Here is a 20,560-nt window from a genome sequence, read left to right as displayed (position 1 = left end):
TTTGCGTGTGATGATTTCTTTTCGGTTGATTTTAGATTTTCTCTGCCAATAAAACTGCCTTGCGCAATGCCGTAAGCTTGTTGTTCACTTCCTGCAACTCGCTCTCGGAATTCGACTTGGACACCACCCCGGCACCGGCCTGGTAGATCAATTTGTTTTCACGGCTCAGGAAGGTGCGGATCATGATGGCATGGTTGAAAGAACCGTCATATCCCATAAAGCCGATCGCGCCGCCGTAGAAACTGCGGTTGATGTTTTCATACTTGTCGATCAACGTCATGGCCATGTGCTTCGGAGCTCCGGAAAGGGTTCCCGCCGGAAATGTATCGGCTGCAATGTTCACAACAGACGTATCTTTCTTCAACGTACCCGTCACCTTCGAAACCAGGTGGATCACGTGCGAATAGAATTGGATCTCTTTGAATACCTCCACGGTGACGTGTTCGGCATTGCGGCTCATGTCGTTGCGGGCCAGGTCGACCAGCATCACGTGTTCGGCATTTTCCTTTTCATCGGCGGCCAGCTTCTCCGCGATGGCGGCGTCTTCCTGGTCGTTGCCCGAGCGCCTGAAGGTTCCGGCGATGGGGTAAATGTGAGCCTTGCCGTGGCTCACCTGCAACTGCGCTTCCGGCGACGAACCGAACAGCTTGAAGCTTCCATAATCAAAATAAAATAAATAAGGCGACGGGTTTATGGAACGCAGCGCGCGATACACATTAAACTCATCGCCTTTGAAACCGGTGGTAAACCGGCGCGACAACACGATCTGAAACACATCGCCACGATAGCAATGCTCCTTCCCTTTCTCCACGATCTTCACAAACTCTTCGTCGTCCACATTAGAGGTCTCGCCATCGGTGAGGGAAAATTTGTAGGTCGAGAACTTGTTGCTGAAAATGATCTGCTCCACGCGGTCCAGCGTGCTGTGGCATTCGCCTTTGCCGGCGTAGCAATGCTCATACAAGCTCAACTCGTTGGAGAAATGGTTCACGATGATCACATAGCGATACAACTTATACAACACATCCGGGATGCTTTGCTCTTTCCGTTCGATCTTCACGTCCTCAAAGAAACGGATGGCATCATAGGCGATGTAGCCGAACAAGCCGCAATTGGCATAGGCCGAGGGAATGTTGTCGGGTTCGATGGCGTTCTTGAAATTCTCCAACATGGTGGTGACCTGGCCGACACGGGTAATGGTTTCCTTCTCCGTTTTGCCGTCGGGATAACGGTATTCGGCGGCGTTGTCCTTTACTTCGAACGAAGCGATGGGGTCGCAACAGATATAGGAGAGGCTGTTTTCATGACCGTGATAATCGGAGCTTTCCAGCAAAATGCTTCCGGCATACACATCGCGCAGCTTCAGGTAGATGTTCACGGGCGTGAGCGTGTCGGCCAGCAGTTTTTTGGAGTAGGTTTTCAATTTGTACTTCATCGGCGTATAGCTATGGATTGAGTTTGGACAAAAAAAGAAGGCCTGCTGTGAACAGCAGGCCTTCGGCTTATCTTAAAAGTCATAACAAGGCTGTTCACATATCGGATCCCGATCTGTGCCACCACCATGCAATGTTTGTAAACTTCATCATTTGATTTTCGACTCCTTATTTTTTAGTCGTTGTTCTTTTCGGTTTTGCTGCTGCTTCACCAGCGGCTTCCGCGGTTACGGGCTTCTTAGAAGCCGTTCTTTTCAATTTTGCCTTCAGGGCTTTTTTGTTGCGGGATACTCCGTAAGAGTCTCTCCAGATCTTTCCTTTTTTCGACTTTTTATCTCCTTTTCCCATGTTATGGTTGCTCTTTGCGAGGGCAATAATAGTGAGTTATCGGTTTATTACAAACTCGGCGTGAAAAAAATTTAAAACCGCCTCACCTTCGCTAAGGCTTCGACGAGCGCGGAGGCGCGGTTCAAATGAATTTCGCTTACCAGATCTTCACACGCGCACTATCCGGTCTGAACATCTTGTCACCTTCCTTCACATCATAAGCTTTATAGAAAGGTTCGAAGTTCGACAGTGGACCGTTGGCACGATACATACCCGGAGAGTGGGGGTCGGTGAGCACTTGGGTGCGCAGGGCTTCGTCGCGGTACTTGGTGCGCCAGATGGTGCCCCACGACATGAAGAAGCGCTGTTCCGGTGTGAGCCCGTCAATGGGGCCGGGTTTCTTGTGGTCTTTATAGAAACGCTGCAGGCCTTCATAGGCCACCGCGAGGCCGCCGAGGTCGCCGATGTTTTCACCCAGCGTGAATTGGCCTTGCACAAACACGCCTGGCAGCGGTTCGTATTTATCAAACTGCTTTGCGTAGGCTTTGCCTTTGCCCTGGAATTTGTCCAGGTCAACGCTCTGCCACCAGTTTTTCAGGTTGCCGTCGGCGTCGAACTGGCTGCCCTGGTCGTCGAAGCCGTGGGAGATCTCGTGGCCGATCACCGAACCGATGCCGCCGTAGTTCACGGCCTCGTCGGCGCGATAGTCATAGAACGGGGGCTGCAGAATGCCGGCGGGGAAAACGATCTCGTTGAAGAGCGGGTTGTAGTAGGCATTCACGGTCTGGGGCGTCATTTGCCACTCGGTCTTGTCGACCGGCTTGCCCAGTTTCTCGATCTGCTCGATCACCTGGAAGCGTGAAGCGGCCAGGGCATTGCCAAAGTAGGAGGCTTTTTCAGGGGCCTTCTCGATGGTCAGCTTCGAATAGTCGTGCCATTTGTCGGGATAGCCGATCTTCACGGTAAACGTGCTCAGCTTGTGCAACGCGCTTTTCTTGGTGGAATCCGACATCCAGTCGAGGCTGTTGATACGGTCGGCAAAGGCCAATTTGATGTTTTCCACCATTTCCAGGGCCTTTTTCTTGGCTTCCGGTGGGAAGGCTTCGTCTACGTAGAGCTTGCCCATGGCTTCGCCGAGGTAGCTGTCCGTAACATCCAATACGCGCTTCCAGCGGGGACGCATCTTGTCGGTGCCGCGAAGGTATTTGGTGTTGAATTCAAAGGAGGCATCCACAAAATCGTGGTTCAAGAAAGGGGACGAGCCGCGCAGTAAGGCCGCTTTCAAATAGGTTTTGATGTCATCGATCTTGTAGGTGTTCACGATCTTTTCGTAGGCCTTCATGAACTCGGGCTCGGTCACGATGATCGTGTCTTCGTGCACGTTCAGCCCGTGAAAATAGGCTTTCCAGTTTATGGAGGGCGTTAGTTTGGTGAGCTCTGCCACCGTCCGGGGGTTGTATTGCTTCACCGGGTTGCGGCTGTCTTCTTTGCTGAGTGTGGCCTTTGCCAGATCGGTTTCCAGGCGCAGCACGGTGGCAGCATCGGCTTTCGCTTTGGTGTCGGACACGAGCGCCAGCGTGAAAAGCTTGGTCAGGTATTCCTTGTACTTTTCGCGCGTCTCTTTGGACTTCGCGTCGTCTTTCAGATAATAGTCGCGTTCCGGCAGGCCAATGCCACCCGAACCCAGGTAGGCGCCCATTTTTTTGCTGTTTTTCAGATCGGGCAAAATACCCAGACCGAAGAAGGCCCCACCGCCGGTGAGCACATCCTCCACCAGATAGGCCTGAATGTCGTTTTTGGATTTGATAGCTTCGATCTGGGCCAGGATCGGTTTAATGGGTGTGATGCCCACGCGCTCAGCCAAGGTAGAGTCCATGCCGATGGAATAGAAATCGGAAGCTTTGCGCTGATCGGTGCCTTCGGGATAGAGCTGCGTGTTTTCGGCGGCTTTCTTCAACACTTTCAATACCACGTCGTTATTGTATTCACGAAGCTCGTTGAAAGAGCCCCAGCGACCTTGATCGGCGGGAATGTTGGTTTTGGCAATCCAACCGCCGTTCACATACTTGAAAAAGTCATCCTGGGGACGCACGGTCGTGTCTACGTACGAAAGGTTGATGCCCACCCCCTCGGGGAGCTTGTCTTCTTCCGCTTTCTTTGTAGAACAGGACACCGCAGCGAGGGCAACCCCTGCGAGGACAACATGTGCTAGTTTTTTCATAGGTTAAGAGTTTCGCGAATATAATCATATGCCGTAAAAAGGCTAACGGTTGGATGGGTGAGCGGTCGCTGTTGGATTTGCCTTCCGGCTTATGGCATTTTGTATATCCCCCACGGTGCGCCTACGCGGATTCCGAAAAGGCCATGATAAACCTTACGCCGGATGTAAAACTTAAAAAATTAACGGTATTCGGGTGATGAAAAATATGGACCCAATGTTCTAAAAATCATATATTTGCCTGCTATAATGTAGGATGTATTAATGCGTAGTGTTCTAAAACTCTCTCTTTCAGTAGCTTTTGCAGTGGCTGGTTTCTCGTCCCAAGCGCAAATTGGCGACCTTTTGGCCCCTTTGGATTGCCGCAGCCACGCCGAATGGTTCCACGAGGAACCTGTTGAGGATAACGTAGTTATACCCTACCGCAGGGGCTTTTCCGCCCCTTCTGCCGACCTGGCCGAAGAGGCCATCGACACCCTGGAGGCCTGGAAAACCTGGAGCAGCGTTCAGAACTACACGTTTGGCAAAGACCGCGGCGCCATGGCCATGATCACCGACCTCAACGCCCTGCATCCGTACTTCCGTGATAAAATTAAAAAGCTCATCATCGACTGCCGCGCCAAAGGCATCGAACTGGCCGTTGTTGAATCCTATCGCACCCATGCCAAGCAAAACGAATACAAGACCATGGGCAAGAAATACACGAACTCCGGCGCCGGCCGCTCCAAGCACCAATATGGTCTGGCGATCGACGTCGTGCCGATCGTTGACTCCGTTGCCGTGTGGGACAATGTCGCCCTCTGGCGCAAAGTGGGCGTGACCGGTGAAAAACTTGGTTTGCGTTGGGGTGGACGCTGGCGCAAGCCCTACGACCCCGGCCACTTTGAATGGACCGGCGGCCTCACGTCCAAACACCTCACCGCCGGCATACTGCCCTCCGTTTCCGAAAACGAATATCCTTGTCTCGAGGAAGACCTCCTGACGCTCCGGAAGTATTGGAAGGAATGGGAAGTTACCCAAAGCGCCATGACCCGCCGGTGATGAAGATCCAATTCCCGGATGCCTTCTTCTTCGGCACCAGCACCGCCGCTCCCCAAATTGAAACCGCATTTGAACACGATTGGCAAGGCGTGAAAGCCCGCCACGGATTTGTGTTCGACCGCACCACCGATCACGAAAAACGCTTTAAAGAAGACGCCGGCATCATTGCTTCGCTGGCCCCCAACTACCGAATGAGCTTGCAGTGGAGCAAGCTGCAACGCGAGCCCTATGGAACGTTCCACCGCGAGACCGCACAGGAATACCATGCCTTTATCCAGGATCTGAAAGCAAAGGGTGTCGACATCATGATGGTGCTCCATCACTTCACCAACCCGCTCTGGTTTTCCCGGTTGGGTGGATGGGAAAAAGAAGAGAACATTCCCTATTGGGTGGACTTTGCCCGCAAAGTGGTGGACGAGTTTGGCGAATACGTGTCGTACTGGAACACGTTCAATGAGCCCAATGTATATGCCAGCTACGGCTGGATCACCGCCTTCTTCCCTCCTTTCAAGATCAATCCATTGCTGGCCGGTAAAGTGGTGAAGAACATGGGCCTGGCACACGACCAGGTATACGATTACATCAAAGAAAAATTCCCCGCACATCCTGTGGGCATCTCGCACAACGCCACGATCTTTTCGGCTGAAAACCTGTTGGGTTGGTTTCCCGCGCGGCTTTCGGACTGGTGGTTTATGGAATACGTACCCAGCCATTTCGAGAAAGCGGATTTTTTTGGCATGAGCTATTACGGGCGGATCCCCCACGACCCATTGCCCATCACCTTCCTGGAGACGCCCGAAAAGATGAAAGCCCTCGGCCGCCGCCACGACGACATCTGGGAATATCACCCCGAAGGACTCCGCACCTGCATCGACCGGTATTGGAATAAATACAAAAAGCCCATCATCATCACCGAGAACGGCGTCTGCGACGAAAGCGATTTCCTGCGTTTGCAGGCGATCCAGGATTACGCGCTCATCATCCACGAAGCGTTGCAAGACGGCATCGACATCAAAGGCTATTATTTCTGGAGCACGTGGGACAATTTCGAATGGCACCTCGGCCCTTCGATGCGCTTCGGGTTGTATGAATGCGACCCCGTTACCATGCACCGGCGCCGGCGCCCCAGTGGCGACTTGTATGCTTCGTTGGCCTACACCAAGAAGATCAGGGTTGCCGTTCAAAAAAAGGTCGCGAGCTAACGTCGCGATTCTCTGTATCTTTCCTCTATACAAAACGCCGTGTGTGCGCTTCTGCTTGGCGGTTGTGAAAAGTTAGTTTAGTTTTGAAACACTTCTCCCCAATGTGATGAAAAGACTGATACCCGCACTGCTATCGCTCTTGCTTTTTTTTACGGCCAGCGCTCAGCAAAGGAGCACGCAACAAAAGAGCACTCAGCAAAAAACTCAGCAAAGTAAAGAGATCATGTACGTGGGCACCTACTCGGTTCGGGGCAGCCAGGGCATCTATGCCTTCACATTCGACCGCGCCAAACGCACGTTCAAACCGTTGCAGACGGTACCCGGTTTGGAGAGCCCTAACTTCCTGGCCATCCATCCCAATCATAAATTCCTGTATTCTGTCAATAGCGGCAAGGCGGATGTGAACGATAGCGAAAAGGGTTCGGTGAGTGCCTATGGTATCGATCCCAAGACCGGGAGACTTAGCGGTCTCAACAACCGGTCCTCTTATGGCGATGGACCCTGCCACATCACGGTGGACAAAAACGGCCAATTTGTTTTCATCTCCAACTATAGCCAGGGCAACCTGATCGTGCTCCCGTTGTTCGACGACGGCCTGCTGGGCACGCCCTCGGATGCCAAACGCTACGTGGGCACCAGCGTGAACGTGAAGCGCCAGGACGGCCCGCACGTGCACTCCACGATGATCTCGCCCGACAACAAATTTCTTTATGTGGCCGATTTGGGTACGGACAAGATCTACATCTATAACTTCGATGAAACGAACGGCACCCTGCAACCGGCCAGTACCCCGGAGGTTAACGTCACGCCTGGAGCCGGCCCGCGCCACATGACCTGGCACCCGAACGGTAAATTTGCTTACGTGGTGGAAGAGTTGACATCGACGGTCGGTGTGTATGCGGTAGACAAAACAACTGGCGCCTGGACGGTGGTGGAAGACACGGTTCGTTCGCTCCCCGTGACGTTCAAAGAGCAAAACACCAGCGCCGATATCCACGTCGATCCGAAAGGCAAGTTCTTGTACATGTCCAATCGCGGACTCAACGCGCTCAGCATCTTCAGCATTTCACCTACGACCGGTAAATTGACATTCATCGGCACGCAGGATGTTGGCGGAAAGACGCCCCGGAATTTTATGATGGATCCGAAAGGGGAATTCATTTTCGTGGCGAACATGGATTCGGATACGATCGTTACCTATCGGATCAATCCGAAAACCGGTAAGCTCACGGTAGTGGGAAAGCCGTTGAAAGTGCCTTCGCCGGTGTGTTTGAAAATGCTTACGCTCTAGCGCATTCGCACGAACATCCCCGCGCCTTTCGGAAGGCGTGTTCTAAGAAAAAAAGTAGCCAGATTATTAATCTTTCAGAATTCGCATCTCCACTCTCCGGTTGAGCGCGCGGGCTTCCTGGGTCATCTCGTTTGAAAGCGGTTGGCTGCCGCCAAAGGCTTTCGTCTTTACGCGGTCTTTCCCGATGCCCTTGTTTACCAGATATTTTTTCACCGCTTCCACGCGTTCTTCCGACAGCGCGAGATTGGCTTTGCTGCTCCCTTGGTTGTCGGTGTGGCCTTCGAGCTGGATCACGATCTTGGTGTTCTCCTTCATCATTTGAGCAACCTCATCCAACTCGCCAAACGACTTCGGGTCGATGGTGGATTTGCCTTGCGCAAAGATCAGGTGGGTCAAGCGCATGGTTTGGCCCGTGGGGGTGAGCGAGATGTCGCGGAGCACTTTGCGGTTGGCGTCGATGTCTTTGGGGTCGACGATAACGGTGCGGGGGTTGTAGCCGGTGGCTTCTGCGGTGATCTGGTATTTGGCGGTGCCAAAGATCGGGAACGAGAACGTGCTGTCGTTAAAGCGGCCGAAGATGCTTCCGGTCGGGATGCTGCTGTATTTGACGTTGGCTTTGATGCCTTTGTTGGTCCGCGAGTCGGTGACCTTGCCTTCGGCGAGGATCTCGGGCTCTTGTGCCATGACGAGGGTGACCACCATAGACAAGCCTAAGGAAATAATGAGAGTCTTCATGCGGGCAAAGGTAGATAACTTTTATAAAGTGAAACGAAACACTCCGGTGAATACCGGAATGCTTCGTTATAAATCAAGATCAATCGTTTCACCTACACCAAAAGCCTTGCCACCTTCATGGCCGCCGTCTCTTCCTTCCCGTTCAGCTCTTTCCCTCAGCGTTTTTTCTTCGCTGCTTTCGCCGGCTTGGCCGCTTTCTTCTTCGCCGGCGCTTTTTTGGCTGTCACCTTCTTGGCCTGAGCCTTTTTGGCGGGAGCCTTCTTCGCCGGCGCTTTCTTGGCCGCCTTGGGCTTGGCCGAAGAGGTCTTGCTGCTCGACTTTGACTTTTGGCCGCTGGCTTTCGCCTTGCTGGTTTGCGGGGACTTGGTGCTTTGGCTTTTCGGGCTCGGCGAAGAGGCTGGCTTGCTCCCCTTCTTCGATCCACTGGTTGTGGTCAGGGACTTCTTTTTTTTTTGGCCGCTATCCGCTGCCTCCACGAGGTTGTTATCCTCATCCCCTTCTTCAAACCCTGTTTCTTCCGGTTCGGCCACCAACGTCACGTTCGTTACCTTGTTTTGACTGAGGCGGTTGCCCAGCGCTTTCCAGCCTTTTATTTCCACGATCTCCTCGAGGTTCACCGTGTCGGTCACTTTCTCTTTGTCTTTGCCTTTCACTTCCGTCACTTCCACCTCGGGTGTTTCGGATGTGGTCACGACTACCAGGCGCGAACCGATGCCTTCGGAGATGAAACCGAATTCCTTGTCGGCGGTGCTGGTTTCGATGAGGAAACGCTTCACCATGAATTGCTTGCTTTCGCCATCGACATAGACGGCCGAGATGGGTTTCTCGGGATTGAAGCGTTCTACGAGCAGTGTCTTCTCGGGTTCGTAACGATTGGTGATGTCGTAGTTGGTGATCTTGTAGGTGCCATTGCGGCCAAAAGCGATGAGTTGGTCGTCGCCTTCGAATTTACCGAGGTACTTGCCGCGCTTTTCCTTGTTGATGCGACCGGCATCGGCGTCGTACCAGAGGTCGAGCTTGCTCAGTGTGGAGCCGCCGGCCTTGAGGAAGTCTACTTTCCGCAGCGGGTACTTGGTGAGGATGTTGCCCCGTGCGCCACGGCCTTTCACTTCCAACTCTGCAAAATCAAATTTGAAGATCTTCTTCCGGGCGCTGCTGGACTGCGACAACTTCACCTCCACTTGTTCGGCCTCTCCATTGGGATTGCCCGACACATAATAAAGCTTGGAGTTCGGATTGCCTTGAGTGAGGTCATACTCCTTGTCGCGGATCATACCCGGCAAGTTGAAACGTTTCACAAAGCCGCTGCCGCTCTTTCCATCGGAATAGATCACGTTGTAGACCATGCGCTCGTCGCCCTTTTTCCAAATGCCCACGAACAGGATGTCTTTGCCCATGAACGCTTTTTCCTGGATGCGTGACACCAGCAATTTGCCGTCTTTGCGGATGGCAACGACGTCGTCGAGCTCGGAGCAATCGGCGATGTACTCGTCGCGTTTCAGACCGTAGCCTACGAAGCCATCGGCACGGTTCACATACAATTTCTGGTTGTTGGCAATCACCTCCACGGCGGTCACCGACTGGAAGCTCTTGATCTCGGTCTTGCGTTCGCGTCCCTTGCCGTATTTGGTCAGCAGGTTTTGATAGTAGGCGATGGCATAGTCCGTGAGGTTCTTCAGGTTATGCTCGGTTTCCTTCAACTCCTTCTGCAGGTCGCGCAGCATCTCGTCGGCTTTGAACGAGTCGAATTTTGAGATGCGTTTGATGCGGATCTCCGTGAGGCGGATGATGTCGTCGCGGGTGATCTCGCGATAGAATTTCTTTTTGTGGGGCTTCAGGCCTTTGTCGATCGTCTCGATCACTTCCTCCCAGCTTTCGGCCTCTTCGATGTTGCGGTAGATCCGGTTTTCGATAAAGATCTTTTCCAGCGAAGAGAAGAGGATCTTCTCCATCAACTCGCCTTTCCGGATCTCGAGTTCCCTTTTCAGTAACTCAACCGTTTGACGGGTGTTGTATTTGAGGATGTCGCCCACGGTGAGGAAGGTGGGCTTGTCTTCGATGATGACACAGGCATTGGGCGAGATGCTGATCTCACAATCGGTGAAGGCATACAAGGCATCCATGGCGATCTCGGGCGACTGCCCGGGTTGCAACAGGATCTGGATCTCCACGTCCTTGGCCGTGTTGTCGATCACCTGCTTCACTTTGATCTGTCCCTTCTCGCTCGCCTTCACGATCGACTCCATTAAAGAAGTGGTTGTCGTGGAGAATGGTATCTCTTTGATTATCAGCGTCTTTTTATCAACAATCTCGATCTTGGCGCGGACCTTGATCTTGCCGCCGCGAAGCCCTTGGTTGTAGTCTGTGAAATCGCCCGTGCCGCCTGTTGGGAAGTCGGGGTAGACCTTCGGGTTCTTGCCTTTGAGGACGTCGATCGATGCTTTGATGAGCTCGTTGAAGTTGTGGGGCAGGATCTTGGTGGATAACCCTACGGCTATACCTTCCACGCCTTGTGCCAACAACAAAGGGAACTTTACCGGTAGCGTTACGGGCTCTTTCTTGCGGCCGTCATACGAGAGTTGCCACTCGGTGGTTTGCGGGTTGTAGACCACATCGAGGGCGAATTTGGAAAGCCGGGCTTCAATATAACGCGGGGCTGCCGCGCCGTCGCCGGTGCGCACATCGCCCCAGTTGCCCTGGGTTTCTATGAGGATATCTTTTTGGCCGATGTTGACGATGGCCTCGCCGATGGCGGCATCACCGTGCGGGTGATACTGCATGGTGTTCCCGATCACGTTGGCCACCTTGTTGAACCGGCCGTCGTCCATTTCCTTCAGCGAGTGCATGATGCGGCGCTGCACGGGTTTGAAACCGTCTTCGATCTTGGGAACAGCGCGTTCCAGGATCACGTAGGAGGCGTAGTCCAGGAACCAGCTTTCGTATAAACCGTCGATGGCGACCGAGTGCACCTCACCGCCGCCTTCTCCATCCTGTGGGGGCACGGGGGGTCGGTAGGGAGCGGCTTTGGGTTTTTCTTTTTTGCTCATGATCTATGTCTTCTTCTCTCGTTACTATCTTTTTTTCAATATTCCTCTTAAGCTTCTTCTTCTTCCGCGACAACAACCTCTTCCTTGGCCTCGACCTTATCCAATTCGATCCGCAGGTTGTCGATGATGAACCCCTGGCGGTCGGGCGTGTTCTTGCCCATATAGAATTCGAGGATCCGGTTGAGGTGTCCTTCTTTGCCCATCAATACGGGTTGCAGGCGGATGTCTTCGCCGATGAAGTTTCCAAACTCATCCGGTGAGATCTCGCCCAAACCTTTGAAGCGGGTGATCTCTGGTTTTGATCCTAACTTAGCCACAGCAGCTTGTTTTTCTTCTTCGCTGTAGCAGTAGATGGTTTCCTTCTTATTGCGTACGCGGAACAGCGGCGTTTCCAAGATGAACACGTGCCCGGCCTTTACCAATTCGGGGAAGAATTGCAGGAAGAACGTCATCAGCAGCAAGCGAATGTGCATGCCGTCGACGTCGGCATCGGTGGCGACGATCACTTTGTTGTAGCGAAGGCCTTCGAGGCCGTCCTCGATGTTGAGGGCGTGTTGGAGGAGGTTGAACTCTTCGTTTTCGTATACTACCTTTTTGGTCAGTGCGTAGCAGTTCAAGGGCTTACCCCGCAAGCTGAAAACGGCTTGCGTTTCCACGCTGCGCGACTTGGTGATCGATCCGCTGGCCGAGTCACCCTCGGTGATGAAGATCATGGAGTCCACCCCTTTTTCGTTCTTTTCATCAAAGTGGTAGCGGCAGTCGCGGAGCTTCCGGTTGTGGAGATTGGCTTTTTTGGCGCGGTCGTTGGCCAGCTTTTTAATGCCGGCGATCTCTTTCCGCTCGCGTTCGGATTGCAGGATACGTTTCGACATGGCATCGGCCGCGATCGGGTTCTTATGCAAATAGATCTCAAGCTCTTTCGCAACAAAGTCACCCACGAAGCTTCTCACCGTCGCTCCATCCGGCGCCATGTTGGTCGAGCCCAACTTGGTTTTGGTCTGCGATTCAAACACCGGTTCCTGCACACGCACGGCAATAGCCGCCACGATGCTGGCGCGGATGTCGGCCGCGTCATAGTCTTTCTTATAGAAGTCACGCACGCCCTTGACGATGCCTTCGCGGAAGGCGGCAAGGTGCGTACCTCCTTGTGTAGTGTTCTGGCCGTTCACGAACGAGTAGTATTCTTCGCCGTATTGATTGCCATGCGACAGGGCTACTTCGATGTCGTTGCCCTTCAAATGGACGATGGGATAACGAAGATCTTCCGCGTCGGTCTTTTGCTTCAGCAGATCGAGCAGGCCGTCTTTGGAGAAGTACTTGTTTCCGTTATAGAGGACGGTGAGGCCGGCATTGAGGAAGGCGTAGTTCCACATGAGGTCGTCCAGGTATTCGGGAATGAAGTGGTAGTTCTTGAACATGGTGTTGTCCGGCTCGAACTCCACCAGGGTACCGTTCTTCTCGTCGGTCTTGGTCACGCGCGCGTCGTTGGTGAGCACGCCTTTTTTGAATTCGGCCAGCTTGGCCTGGCCTTCGCGGAAAGCCTGCACTTTGAAGTAGTTGGAAAGGGCGTTCACCGCCTTGGTACCCACACCGTTCAACCCCACCGACTTTTGGAAGGCGCCGCTGTCGTACTTGGCGCCGGTGTTGATCTTGGACACTACGTCGACCACCTTGCCTAACGGAATACCGCGTCCATAGTCGCGTACGGTCACTTTTTGGTCGGTGATCTTCACCTCGATGGTCTTGCCGTGGCCCATCATGTGCTCGTCGATGGAGTTATCCATCACTTCTTTTACGAGCACATAAATGCCGTCGTCCTTGGAAGAGCCGTCGCCCAGTTTACCGATATACATCCCCGGGCGGAGACGGATGTGCTCGCGCCAGTCGAGCGACTTGATACTCGATTCATTATATTCTAGCATAGCCGAAGGTTTTTCTGCTTTTCCCATAACACGTTTCCGGAATAAGTTAAAGAATGATACAAGCTCAAAAAATCAATTCTTGCGTTTTAAAAAGTCACGGAAATCATCTTTCCGGGGGCATTCCTGAACGTATGGATCAATTCGCGACGAATAAAACAATTTTTGAAATCAGTTCCAGCGTTTTTCATGTTTCTAATTTGTAAAAATACATTAACTATATCACTATAAATTAGTGATAGTCAGACACTTAAAAACATTGTATTAATCTAAGATTTAACTGCAAATTTCCTGTACAGGCTATATACCGGCCACGCCAGGGCCCACACCACGATCAGGGCCACGCTTCCATAGATCGCGAAATCGATCCGGCTGTAGTCGAATTTCTCGTTGCTGTTGTACAGGGATATAAAGCTCAATGACATCACAAAAAAGATATTCAGCACCACCATAAAGCCGTAAAACCAGGTCCGGAAGTCGGGCCGGTGGGCAAATACTTTGGCGATGAGGAAGACCAGGGCGTTGGTGAGGATGATAAAGGAGATGGCGCCATAGAAGAACGGGTCGCGGCCAATGGCCGTCATGCCCGTTGCTTCCTCCTGAATAACAACATGTTCCGGAAGGCTTGCATAAACGTACAGGGCATTTACCACTACCACGATCACCGAAAGAAACCAAATGCCCTTTAAAATCTTTAACCCCATGTTTGTTAAATTTGGGTGCAAATTAAAGGATAAATAGCCTTGAACGTAAACCCGATTGTTTTATCCATCCCTATTTTTTTCATTCTCATCGGGATTGAATTGGTGGTGGAGCGATTCACCCACAAGGATCTTTACCGCTTGCCCGATGCCATTGCCAACCTGAGCTGCGGCATCACCTCGCAGTTGTCGGGGTTGTTTTTGAAGATCTTTGCCATCGGCATTTACCAGGTCCTGTTTGAAAATTTTGCCTTCTTTTCGTGGAACCTCGGGACGCTGCCCACCGGCGGGAAAGTGATCTATTGGCTCGTTTTATTCCTTTTGGTGGATCTGGCCTACTATTGGGCCCATCGCATGAGCCACGAGATCAACCTGTTTTGGGGCGGGCATGTGGTGCATCATCAAAGCGAAGAATACAACCTGTCGGTGGCGCTGCGGCAAAGCTCGCTGCAGGTGGTGTGGACCTTTGCGTTTAGCCTTCCCATTGCTTTTTTGGGGTTCGACACGCTCCATTTTGCGCTTGTATCGGCCCTAAACACGCTTTATCAGTTCTGGATCCACACCGAGACCATCGGCAAAATGGGATGGTTTGAGTATGTTTTCAACACGCCCTCGCACCACCGCGTGCATCACGGACGCGATCCGAAATACATCGACAAGAACCATGCGGGCTCACTCATCATCTGGGACAAGATGTTCGGCACCTTTCAACCCGAAGAAGAGAAGCCGACCTATGGCATCACCAAACCCATCAACAGTTGGAACCCGGTCTTCGCCAACGTGAGCCATTATGTGGAAATGGCGCACGACCTGAAACGCATCCCGAAGTGGTATGACAAGTTCCGCTACCTCTTCAAAAAGCCAGGCTGGCTACCCGACTACCTCGGGGGCTACCGGCCGGCGCCGCCGGTTGACAAATCGACCTATAAGAAATATGACACCCCCGCTCCTGCCCTGCTCAATTACTACGTGGTCTTTCAATATGTGCTTTGCCTGGTAGGCACCGCGTTGTTTCTTTTTAATGCCGGGAAGTTTTCGCTGGCCGAAAAGGGGTTTATCAGCTTGCTGGTGTGCGTGGTCGTGGTCAATGCCGGGGTTTTGTTCGAGAACCGGGCCTGGGCAAAGTATTTGGAGTGGGTGCGGATTTTTGTTTTCCCGGGGCTATTGGTTGTGCTTTGTTTTATGAACAACTGGGCTTCCTGGCTATATTTGCTCGCCGCTGCCTACTTTCTGATCTCGGCCAGCTGGTTTTATTTTATTCAAAAGAGATATGCGCAGATGGCTTTGGCTTAGTGTGGTGGTTGTGGGAAGTTTGCTCGGGTCGTGCGGCAAAGCGTTGCCCACCCTGGACGGTGTCGATCTCGCCGCCTGGAAAGACGACAAGAATGCCTGCGGCGACAAGCGCATGGCCATGGCCGCGTTGATCGAACAACAAAAGGATAAACTGCTGGCCCTTAGCGAGGACGACATCGTGGCCGTGTTGGGCAAGCCGGATCAGAACGAGCTGTATAAGCGCAACCAGAAATTCTTCTACTATTTTGTTCAGCCCGCCCCCGCTTGTGCATCGGCCACGCCGGGGACCAAACGGCTGGCCATCCGGTTCAATGCCATGGGCCTGGCCAAGGAGCTTGCCATCGAGGATTGATTTTTTCCGTTAGCGGCATTTGCCCATATTGCCTCCGTAATCAGGCACCCTAAAATCCTTTTTGCATGAAGAACATTGCTGTTATCGGTTCGGGCACCATGGGAAATGGTATCGCCCACGTTTTTGCTCAATATGGCTACAAGGTATCGCTGATCGATGTGTCGGAAGACGCCCTGAAAAAAGCGTTGGCCACTATCGACAAGAACCTGTCGCGCCAGGTGGAAAAGGCCACGTTGACGGCGGAGAACAAACAACAGGCATTGTCGCTGATCACTCCGTTCACCGATCTGAAGGCGGGCATTGCCCAGGCCGAACTGGTGGTGGAAGCGGCCACGGAGAACGTGGATCTGAAATTGAATATCTTCCGGGAGCTCGATGCCCACGCTGCACCTGAAGCCCTACTTGCGTCCAACACATCGTCCATCTCCATCACGAAGATCGCTTCGGTTACGAAACGGCCAGGGAAAGTAATCGGCATGCATTTTATGAATCCCGTTCCGCTGATGAAACTGGTGGAAGTGATCCGGGGCTACACGACGACCGACGCGGTGACGCAAACGGTGATGGAGCTTTCGCGCGCCCTGGGCAAAGTCCCGGTCGAGGTGAATGACTATCCTGGTTTTGTGGCCAATCGCATCCTGATGCCAATGATCAACGAGGCCATCTGCTCGTTGCACGAAGGCGTGGCCGGTGTGGAAGAGATCGACACGGTGATGAAGCTGGGCATGGCCCACCCTATGGGGCCGTTGCAACTGGCTGATTTTATTGGGTTGGATGTTTGCCTGGCCATTTTACAAGTACTGTTCCAGGGGTTTGGCAATCCGAAATATGCGCCGTGTCCCCTGCTGGTGAATATGGTGCAGGCCGGGCATCGTGGTGTGAAATCCGGGACAGGATTTTATGCTTACGCGGCGGGCAGTAAGGAGCTTGTGGTGGCACCTCAATTCAAAAAGTGATCAAGCTATCATCAACCCTTCTTTCCATCTCGCGGTAGCCAAAGGCCCTGATTGGATGGCGGGATGGGAAACAATTGCTTTTCCCGCGTCAGCTCCTTTCCTGTAAAACTATCAACATCGAAGAGCATGCATGAAATTGACAACGTCCTGTCATTCGCCAGCTTAATCTTCCAATAAAAAAAATAACCAAAGCCACTGATATCCATCCGTTGATCATACTTCGGCGGAGAAACCACTACGATTACTTTGTCGATTTCATCGGATCGAAACGATAGCGACCTATCCTTTTCCTCATAGTGATAGGTGTTGTTCACCGTATCGATCGCAAACGACGAACCCGCACTTCGCCGGCTATGGCGGACTGCCATGATCAACAACGGCAGAAAATGCATTACAAAGGCCCACAACCACGTAAAACCAGCTACGAACAGTAAGTGATCTGTTCTTACATCAAACCACAGGGCACCCACGATTGTGATCATCACCATTACAGCCAATAGTTTCATCAAGGGAAGGAAAATATATTTCCAGCGCTGCCTATTGCTTAATCTATATTCGAGTATCATTTTTCAAAGACATTCTTGCCCGGGCTTCGTTGGAAAGATAAACATCTGTCGTGATGTAAACTCCTTACAGGGTGACATAAAAAATTTCTTCATAGAATACGGATCGCTGTAAAGTTCTTTGTGTCGCCTTTTTGCCCTTTGTGTAATGGATTTTATAAATGGCCAATTCCCCTCCAAATACCCCCTAATAATTACATAGAAGGATGGGGTGGTTCTCACTTTTTTTCGTCTCACTGGGTAGCGGGTCTAATACACCAGGAGTATTAATTTTTTTCCCGCAGATGATCGCAGATTTTCCTGTCTTTGATCTGCAGCCATCTGCGAGATCTGAGGGAAACTGATTTCAACAAGGAACCAACACGAATGGCCCCATGAAAAAGATTTTTCTAATTACCATCACCATCATCAGCATAACCCAGGCGCTCTTTGCGCAAACCACGGACACCGATAAGCGCATGGCGTGGTGGCGTGAGGCACGCTTTGGAATGTTCATTCACTGGGGCGTTTATGCCGTGCCGGCCGGTACGTATAACGGTCAGAAGATCAACCGCATTGGCGAATGGATCATGAACCGCGGGAAAATTCCCGTAGCCGATTACCAGGCGTTTGCAAAACAATTCAACCCTGTAAAATACGATGCCGAGGCGTGGGTGAAAATGGCGAAGGATGCCGGCATGAAGTACATCGTCATCACCGCCAAGCACCACGATGGTTTTGCTTTATTCGATTCGAAGGCCAGCAAATGGGATATGGTGGATGCCACTCCCTATGGAAAGGACCTCATCAAGCCGTTGGCGGAAGCCTGCCATAAATACGGGATCAAATTAGGCCTTTACTATTCTCACGCACAAGACTGGAACAACCCAGGGGGTGCAGCGGCGCGAAAGGTAGCAAAAGAGGGATGGGACAATCCGGACAGCGCGCGGATCGATGCATACACGCTTGCCAACAGCGGCCATTGGGATCCGGCGCAGACCACAAAAACAATGTCGGAATATATTGACGAAGTAGCCGTGCCACAGGTAAAAGAACTGCTGACCAACTATGGCGACGTAGCCGTTCTCTGGTGGGATACACCAACAGGCATGACCGATGAGTATGCCGAAAAATTCCAGAAAGTATTGGCGTTGCAACCCAACATCATTACGAACGACCGGCTGAAGCGCCCGAATTTTCCCGGCGATTATAAAACTCCGGAGCAACGCATCCCGGACCTGAAAGAGCTGGATGGAAAAGATTGGGAAACCTGTATGACCATGAACGAAACATGGGGCTATAAAAGCTATGCGGATAAATGGAAGAGTTCTGAAACCATGATCCGTAATCTTATAGACATTGCTTCAAAGGGCGGAAACTATTTACTGAACGTAGGACCGAAAGCGGATGGAGAATTTCCAATCCAAAGTGTCGAAAGCCTGAAGGCAATCGGAGCGTGGATGAAAGTAAACGGCGAATCCATTTATGCAACGAAGGCAAGTCCGCTGGCGCCACTGCCGTGGGGACGTTGCACCCGCAAGGAGAAAAACGGGAACACAACGCTTTATCTGTCCGTCTTTGAATGGCCAAAAGATGGCCACCTGGTGGTGCCTGGGTTGAAGAACAAGATCACGTCTGCAAAACTTCTGGCGGATGGTAAAGCCGTGAAAACAAAAACAGACGAAATGGGATTGGTGATAACACTACCTGAAAAAGCTTCTGATCCGGTTGCCACGGTTATCAAACTTGAGCTGAAAGGAATGACGGATGGCGTAGTCGCCGGTAAAAAGGAAAAGATGAAAGCAGGGGAACTTGATTGAAAAGAAACTGCCTCCTGATTTTTCAATGCGTTTTTTGATAGCAACATTTCTTGCCACAGCTTTTTATACGTCGGGGGTGTTTGACTTTGTGCCTTCGACGGAAAGAAGATCTTACCCTGTCTCAACTAAAAATGGGCCAGTCGCCCGGCCAGGGATAGCAGTGGAAAGCCCACAGCGACGGATGGGCAGGTGCGGCAGGGCGAGGACTTGGAACGGATAGCCCGGCCCCGAGGCCTCCGAGGGGGGCCGACAAAACAACACCGCGCCAGCCTTAACCGGCGCCATGAGCTGCGCCTTGGCCTTAATAAGTCCAGATTTCTGTGAGCAGTCTCACGTCTTTATATCCACACCCATCGATTCAAGCCCTTTGCTCGCGCGCCGACATTACACCGGCGGTTACGGCTTTCATTTGTCCGCCCGCATTGATGTTCTTGGCCAAGACCGTCATAACATGGTGGCTCGATCATTTATAGGGATTCGCAGTCAATGTTGTTGGTGAAGAACACCAACAACGGCGTTGGGCTCTTTACTTTTGCAAAAGGGCGGCAGCACACCAAAGCACCGGAGCCTGACCATGCATATCGCCTGTGATACGTTGCCGGTCAAGATAATATTGGCGGTCATTCTTTTTATTGGTTCCCTGACACACTTCCCGGATGTCTCCATTTTCGTCGATATACGAAATCAACCCAAGCCAGGCTTTCCGTGCAGCGGCCCCGTAGGTCTTCTGATCCAGCCAGCCGTTCCGCACCCCGGTGATCATGGCGAAGGCGAACATACCGGTGCACGAGGTTTCCGGCCAGGATTCCGGGTCGTCGATCAACTGGTGCCACATCCCTTTTTCATCCTGGTATTTTAAGAGCGACGCCATCATTTTCTTATAGCCTTCCATAATTCGCGGACGATCCGGATTATCGGCCGGCACCGAACGAAGCAGCTCTGCTGTTCCGGCAGCCATCCACCCATCGCCCCGGCCCCAGAAAAACGGAACATCGGGAGCGTGATAGAAAAGGCCATTGTCGCGCTGCAGGGAATCGAGGTACATCACCATTTCCCGCGCCGCCCGGTCGATATATTTTCTGTCGCCGGTAGCGCGAAAGGCTTGTGCCTGTACGGCGGTGATCATGAACATATCGTCAATCCACAAACGTGTCTGCCAGGTATATCCCTTGTCATAAAACCCTTGCGACTCCGGTTTTACACGAGGGCCTTCCGGAGGCCCCCATTGCTTATCGGCCATATTTTTTCCCATGTCCAGGTACCGTTGCTCTTTGGTTTGCGTATAGAGCTCCAGTGGTATGGACCCGAATACACAATAATCTACGTGATCCGGCACGGGTACCATACTCGCTTCTGGTCCAAAGAAAAGTTCGAAACGCGCTACCAGCGCTTGTTTTAATTTTTCGTCTTTGCTCCCCTGCGAAAATTTAAGCGCACCATACCAGGCGCAAACTTCCGGGTAGGTAATGACCTTGGGTGGTGTGGGCCGTCCAAAATTCGGGTGGGGCGTAGCGATGAAGCGATCGGCCACACGTTTTCCAATTTCCAGCGGTGAAGCTCCTTTAGGCCAGTTCTGCAGGTCAGCGACGGCAACAGACTGTGCCTGCAATTTTGACGATACGAATAAAATCGCGAGCAGTACGCGTATGGAAGTCTTTGTCATTTGAGAAGAGATGGTATGGA

16 protein-coding genes are annotated in these 20,560 nt (G+C 52.2%); 7 read left to right on the top strand and 9 right to left on the bottom strand.

Annotated features, from left to right (window positions below; all coding sequences use genetic code 11):
• Positions 1-31: 31 nt before the first annotated feature.
• From D4L85_RS25140 to D4L85_RS25130, 3 genes are all read right to left on the bottom strand, one after another.
• Positions 32-1,435, bottom strand: coding sequence for an anthranilate synthase component I family protein (locus D4L85_RS25140; RefSeq protein ID WP_119756897.1), 1,404 nt, complete (start codon positions 1,433-1,435; stop codon positions 32-34).
• A 166-nt stretch (positions 1,436-1,601) separates the two neighbouring features.
• Positions 1,602-1,781, bottom strand: a complete 180-nt coding sequence (locus tag D4L85_RS34850) for a 30S ribosomal protein THX (protein WP_228450619.1) — start codon at positions 1,779-1,781, stop codon at positions 1,602-1,604.
• 136 nt (positions 1,782-1,917) lie between these two features.
• The gene (locus D4L85_RS25130) at positions 1,918-3,981 is read right to left on the bottom strand and encodes a M13 family metallopeptidase (RefSeq protein ID WP_119756896.1); all 2,064 of its coding nucleotides are present in this window, start codon (positions 3,979-3,981) and stop codon (positions 1,918-1,920) included.
• A gap of 342 nt (positions 3,982-4,323) precedes the next feature.
• Here D4L85_RS25130 and D4L85_RS25125 point away from each other — a divergent pair, with 342 nt between their 5' ends.
• The 3 genes from D4L85_RS25125 (at position 4,324) to D4L85_RS25115 (ending at position 7,512) form a co-directional block, all read left to right on the top strand.
• Positions 4,324-5,019, top strand: coding sequence for a M15 family metallopeptidase (locus D4L85_RS25125; protein ID WP_160143987.1), 696 nt, complete (start codon positions 4,324-4,326; stop codon positions 5,017-5,019).
• On the top strand, positions 5,019-6,221 hold the full coding sequence (locus D4L85_RS25120) for a family 1 glycosylhydrolase (RefSeq protein ID WP_160143986.1): 1,203 nt from the start codon (positions 5,019-5,021) through the stop codon (positions 6,219-6,221). The genes D4L85_RS25125 and D4L85_RS25120 overlap by 1 nt, the downstream gene beginning before the upstream one ends.
• Positions 6,222-6,327: 106 nt before the next feature.
• On the top strand, positions 6,328-7,512 hold the full coding sequence (locus D4L85_RS25115; protein WP_119756893.1) for a lactonase family protein: 1,185 nt from the start codon (positions 6,328-6,330) through the stop codon (positions 7,510-7,512).
• Positions 7,513-7,578: 66 nt separating this feature from the next.
• Here the strand turns inward: D4L85_RS25115 and D4L85_RS25110 are convergent, their stop codons facing one another.
• The 4 genes from D4L85_RS25110 to D4L85_RS25095 all read right to left on the bottom strand — a co-directional run bounded on the left by D4L85_RS25110 (position 7,579) and on the right by D4L85_RS25095 (position 13,917).
• Complete coding sequence (locus tag D4L85_RS25110; RefSeq protein ID WP_119756892.1) at positions 7,579-8,247, bottom strand: OmpA family protein; 669 nt, start codon at positions 8,245-8,247, stop codon at positions 7,579-7,581.
• 155 nt (positions 8,248-8,402) lie between these two features.
• Entirely contained in the window at positions 8,403-11,294 is a 2,892-nt protein-coding gene (locus D4L85_RS25105; RefSeq protein WP_119756891.1) for a DNA gyrase/topoisomerase IV subunit A, read from the bottom strand.
• 47 nt (positions 11,295-11,341) lie between these two features.
• Complete coding sequence (locus tag D4L85_RS25100; protein WP_119758939.1) at positions 11,342-13,216, bottom strand: DNA topoisomerase IV subunit B; 1,875 nt, start codon at positions 13,214-13,216, stop codon at positions 11,342-11,344.
• Between the two features lie 266 nt (positions 13,217-13,482).
• Positions 13,483-13,917 carry a hypothetical protein gene (locus D4L85_RS25095; protein ID WP_119756890.1) on the bottom strand — a complete coding sequence of 145 codons (435 nt, stop codon included), beginning with the start codon at positions 13,915-13,917 and terminating at the stop codon, positions 13,483-13,485.
• 39 nt (positions 13,918-13,956) lie between these two features.
• On the opposite strand from D4L85_RS25095, the gene D4L85_RS25090 reads away from it, so the two are divergent.
• The 3 genes from D4L85_RS25090 (at position 13,957) to D4L85_RS25080 (ending at position 16,515) form a co-directional block, all read left to right on the top strand.
• Positions 13,957-15,207, top strand: a complete 1,251-nt coding sequence (locus D4L85_RS25090) for a sterol desaturase family protein (RefSeq protein ID WP_119756889.1) — start codon at positions 13,957-13,959, stop codon at positions 15,205-15,207.
• Positions 15,185-15,559 (top strand): hypothetical protein, encoded by a 375-nt coding sequence (locus tag D4L85_RS25085; RefSeq protein ID WP_119756888.1) that lies wholly within the window; start codon positions 15,185-15,187, stop codon positions 15,557-15,559. The genes D4L85_RS25090 and D4L85_RS25085 overlap by 23 nt, the downstream gene beginning before the upstream one ends.
• A gap of 65 nt (positions 15,560-15,624) precedes the next feature.
• On the top strand, positions 15,625-16,515 hold the full coding sequence (locus tag D4L85_RS25080; protein WP_119756887.1) for a 3-hydroxybutyryl-CoA dehydrogenase: 891 nt from the start codon (positions 15,625-15,627) through the stop codon (positions 16,513-16,515).
• A gap of 11 nt (positions 16,516-16,526) precedes the next feature.
• On the opposite strand, the gene D4L85_RS25075 is transcribed toward D4L85_RS25080, so the two are convergent.
• Positions 16,527-17,021 (bottom strand): PH domain-containing protein, encoded by a 495-nt coding sequence (locus D4L85_RS25075; RefSeq protein ID WP_472266244.1) that lies wholly within the window; start codon positions 17,019-17,021, stop codon positions 16,527-16,529.
• 431 nt (positions 17,022-17,452) lie between these two features.
• Between D4L85_RS25075 and D4L85_RS25070 the strand changes: the two genes are divergently transcribed.
• Positions 17,453-18,877 (top strand): alpha-L-fucosidase, encoded by a 1,425-nt coding sequence (locus D4L85_RS25070; RefSeq protein ID WP_119756885.1) that lies wholly within the window; start codon positions 17,453-17,455, stop codon positions 18,875-18,877.
• A gap of 526 nt (positions 18,878-19,403) precedes the next feature.
• On the opposite strand, the gene D4L85_RS25065 is transcribed toward D4L85_RS25070, so the two are convergent.
• The gene (locus D4L85_RS25065; protein WP_119756884.1) at positions 19,404-20,540 is read right to left on the bottom strand and encodes a glycoside hydrolase family 88/105 protein; all 1,137 of its coding nucleotides are present in this window, start codon (positions 20,538-20,540) and stop codon (positions 19,404-19,406) included.
• Positions 20,541-20,560 lie beyond the last annotated feature (20 nt).

The organism is Chryseolinea soli (assembly GCF_003589925.1).
Lineage (GTDB): Bacteria > Bacteroidota > Bacteroidia > Cytophagales > Cyclobacteriaceae > Chryseolinea > Chryseolinea soli.
The sequence above is the reverse complement of the archived record's forward strand: the minus strand, read 5'-3'. Positions and strand labels throughout refer to the sequence as shown.

Coding starts and splice junctions, on each gene's coding strand:
- D4L85_RS25105 (WP_119756891.1), bottom strand. CDS start 11,294: ATGAGCAAAAAAGAAAAACCCAAAGCCGCTCCCTACCGACCCCCCGTG.
- D4L85_RS25100 (WP_119758939.1), bottom strand. CDS start 13,216: ATGCTAGAATATAATGAATCGAGTATCAAGTCGCTCGACTGGCGCGAG.
- D4L85_RS25095 (WP_119756890.1), bottom strand. CDS start 13,917: ATGGGGTTAAAGATTTTAAAGGGCATTTGGTTTCTTTCGGTGATCGTG.
- D4L85_RS25085 (WP_119756888.1), top strand. CDS start 15,185: ATGCGCAGATGGCTTTGGCTTAGTGTGGTGGTTGTGGGAAGTTTGCTC.
- D4L85_RS25075 (WP_472266244.1), bottom strand. CDS start 17,021: ATGAAACTATTGGCTGTAATGGTGATGATCACAATCGTGGGTGCCCTG.
- D4L85_RS25080 (WP_119756887.1), top strand. CDS start 15,625: ATGAAGAACATTGCTGTTATCGGTTCGGGCACCATGGGAAATGGTATC.
- D4L85_RS25130 (WP_119756896.1), bottom strand. CDS start 3,981: ATGAAAAAACTAGCACATGTTGTCCTCGCAGGGGTTGCCCTCGCTGCG.
- D4L85_RS25120 (WP_160143986.1), top strand. CDS start 5,019: ATGAAGATCCAATTCCCGGATGCCTTCTTCTTCGGCACCAGCACCGCC.
- D4L85_RS25110 (WP_119756892.1), bottom strand. CDS start 8,247: ATGAAGACTCTCATTATTTCCTTAGGCTTGTCTATGGTGGTCACCCTC.
- D4L85_RS25115 (WP_119756893.1), top strand. CDS start 6,328: ATGAAAAGACTGATACCCGCACTGCTATCGCTCTTGCTTTTTTTTACG.
- D4L85_RS25065 (WP_119756884.1), bottom strand. CDS start 20,540: ATGACAAAGACTTCCATACGCGTACTGCTCGCGATTTTATTCGTATCG.
- D4L85_RS25140 (WP_119756897.1), bottom strand. CDS start 1,435: ATGAAGTACAAATTGAAAACCTACTCCAAAAAACTGCTGGCCGACACG.
- D4L85_RS34850 (WP_228450619.1), bottom strand. CDS start 1,781: ATGGGAAAAGGAGATAAAAAGTCGAAAAAAGGAAAGATCTGGAGAGAC.
- D4L85_RS25070 (WP_119756885.1), top strand. CDS start 17,453: ATGAAAAAGATTTTTCTAATTACCATCACCATCATCAGCATAACCCAG.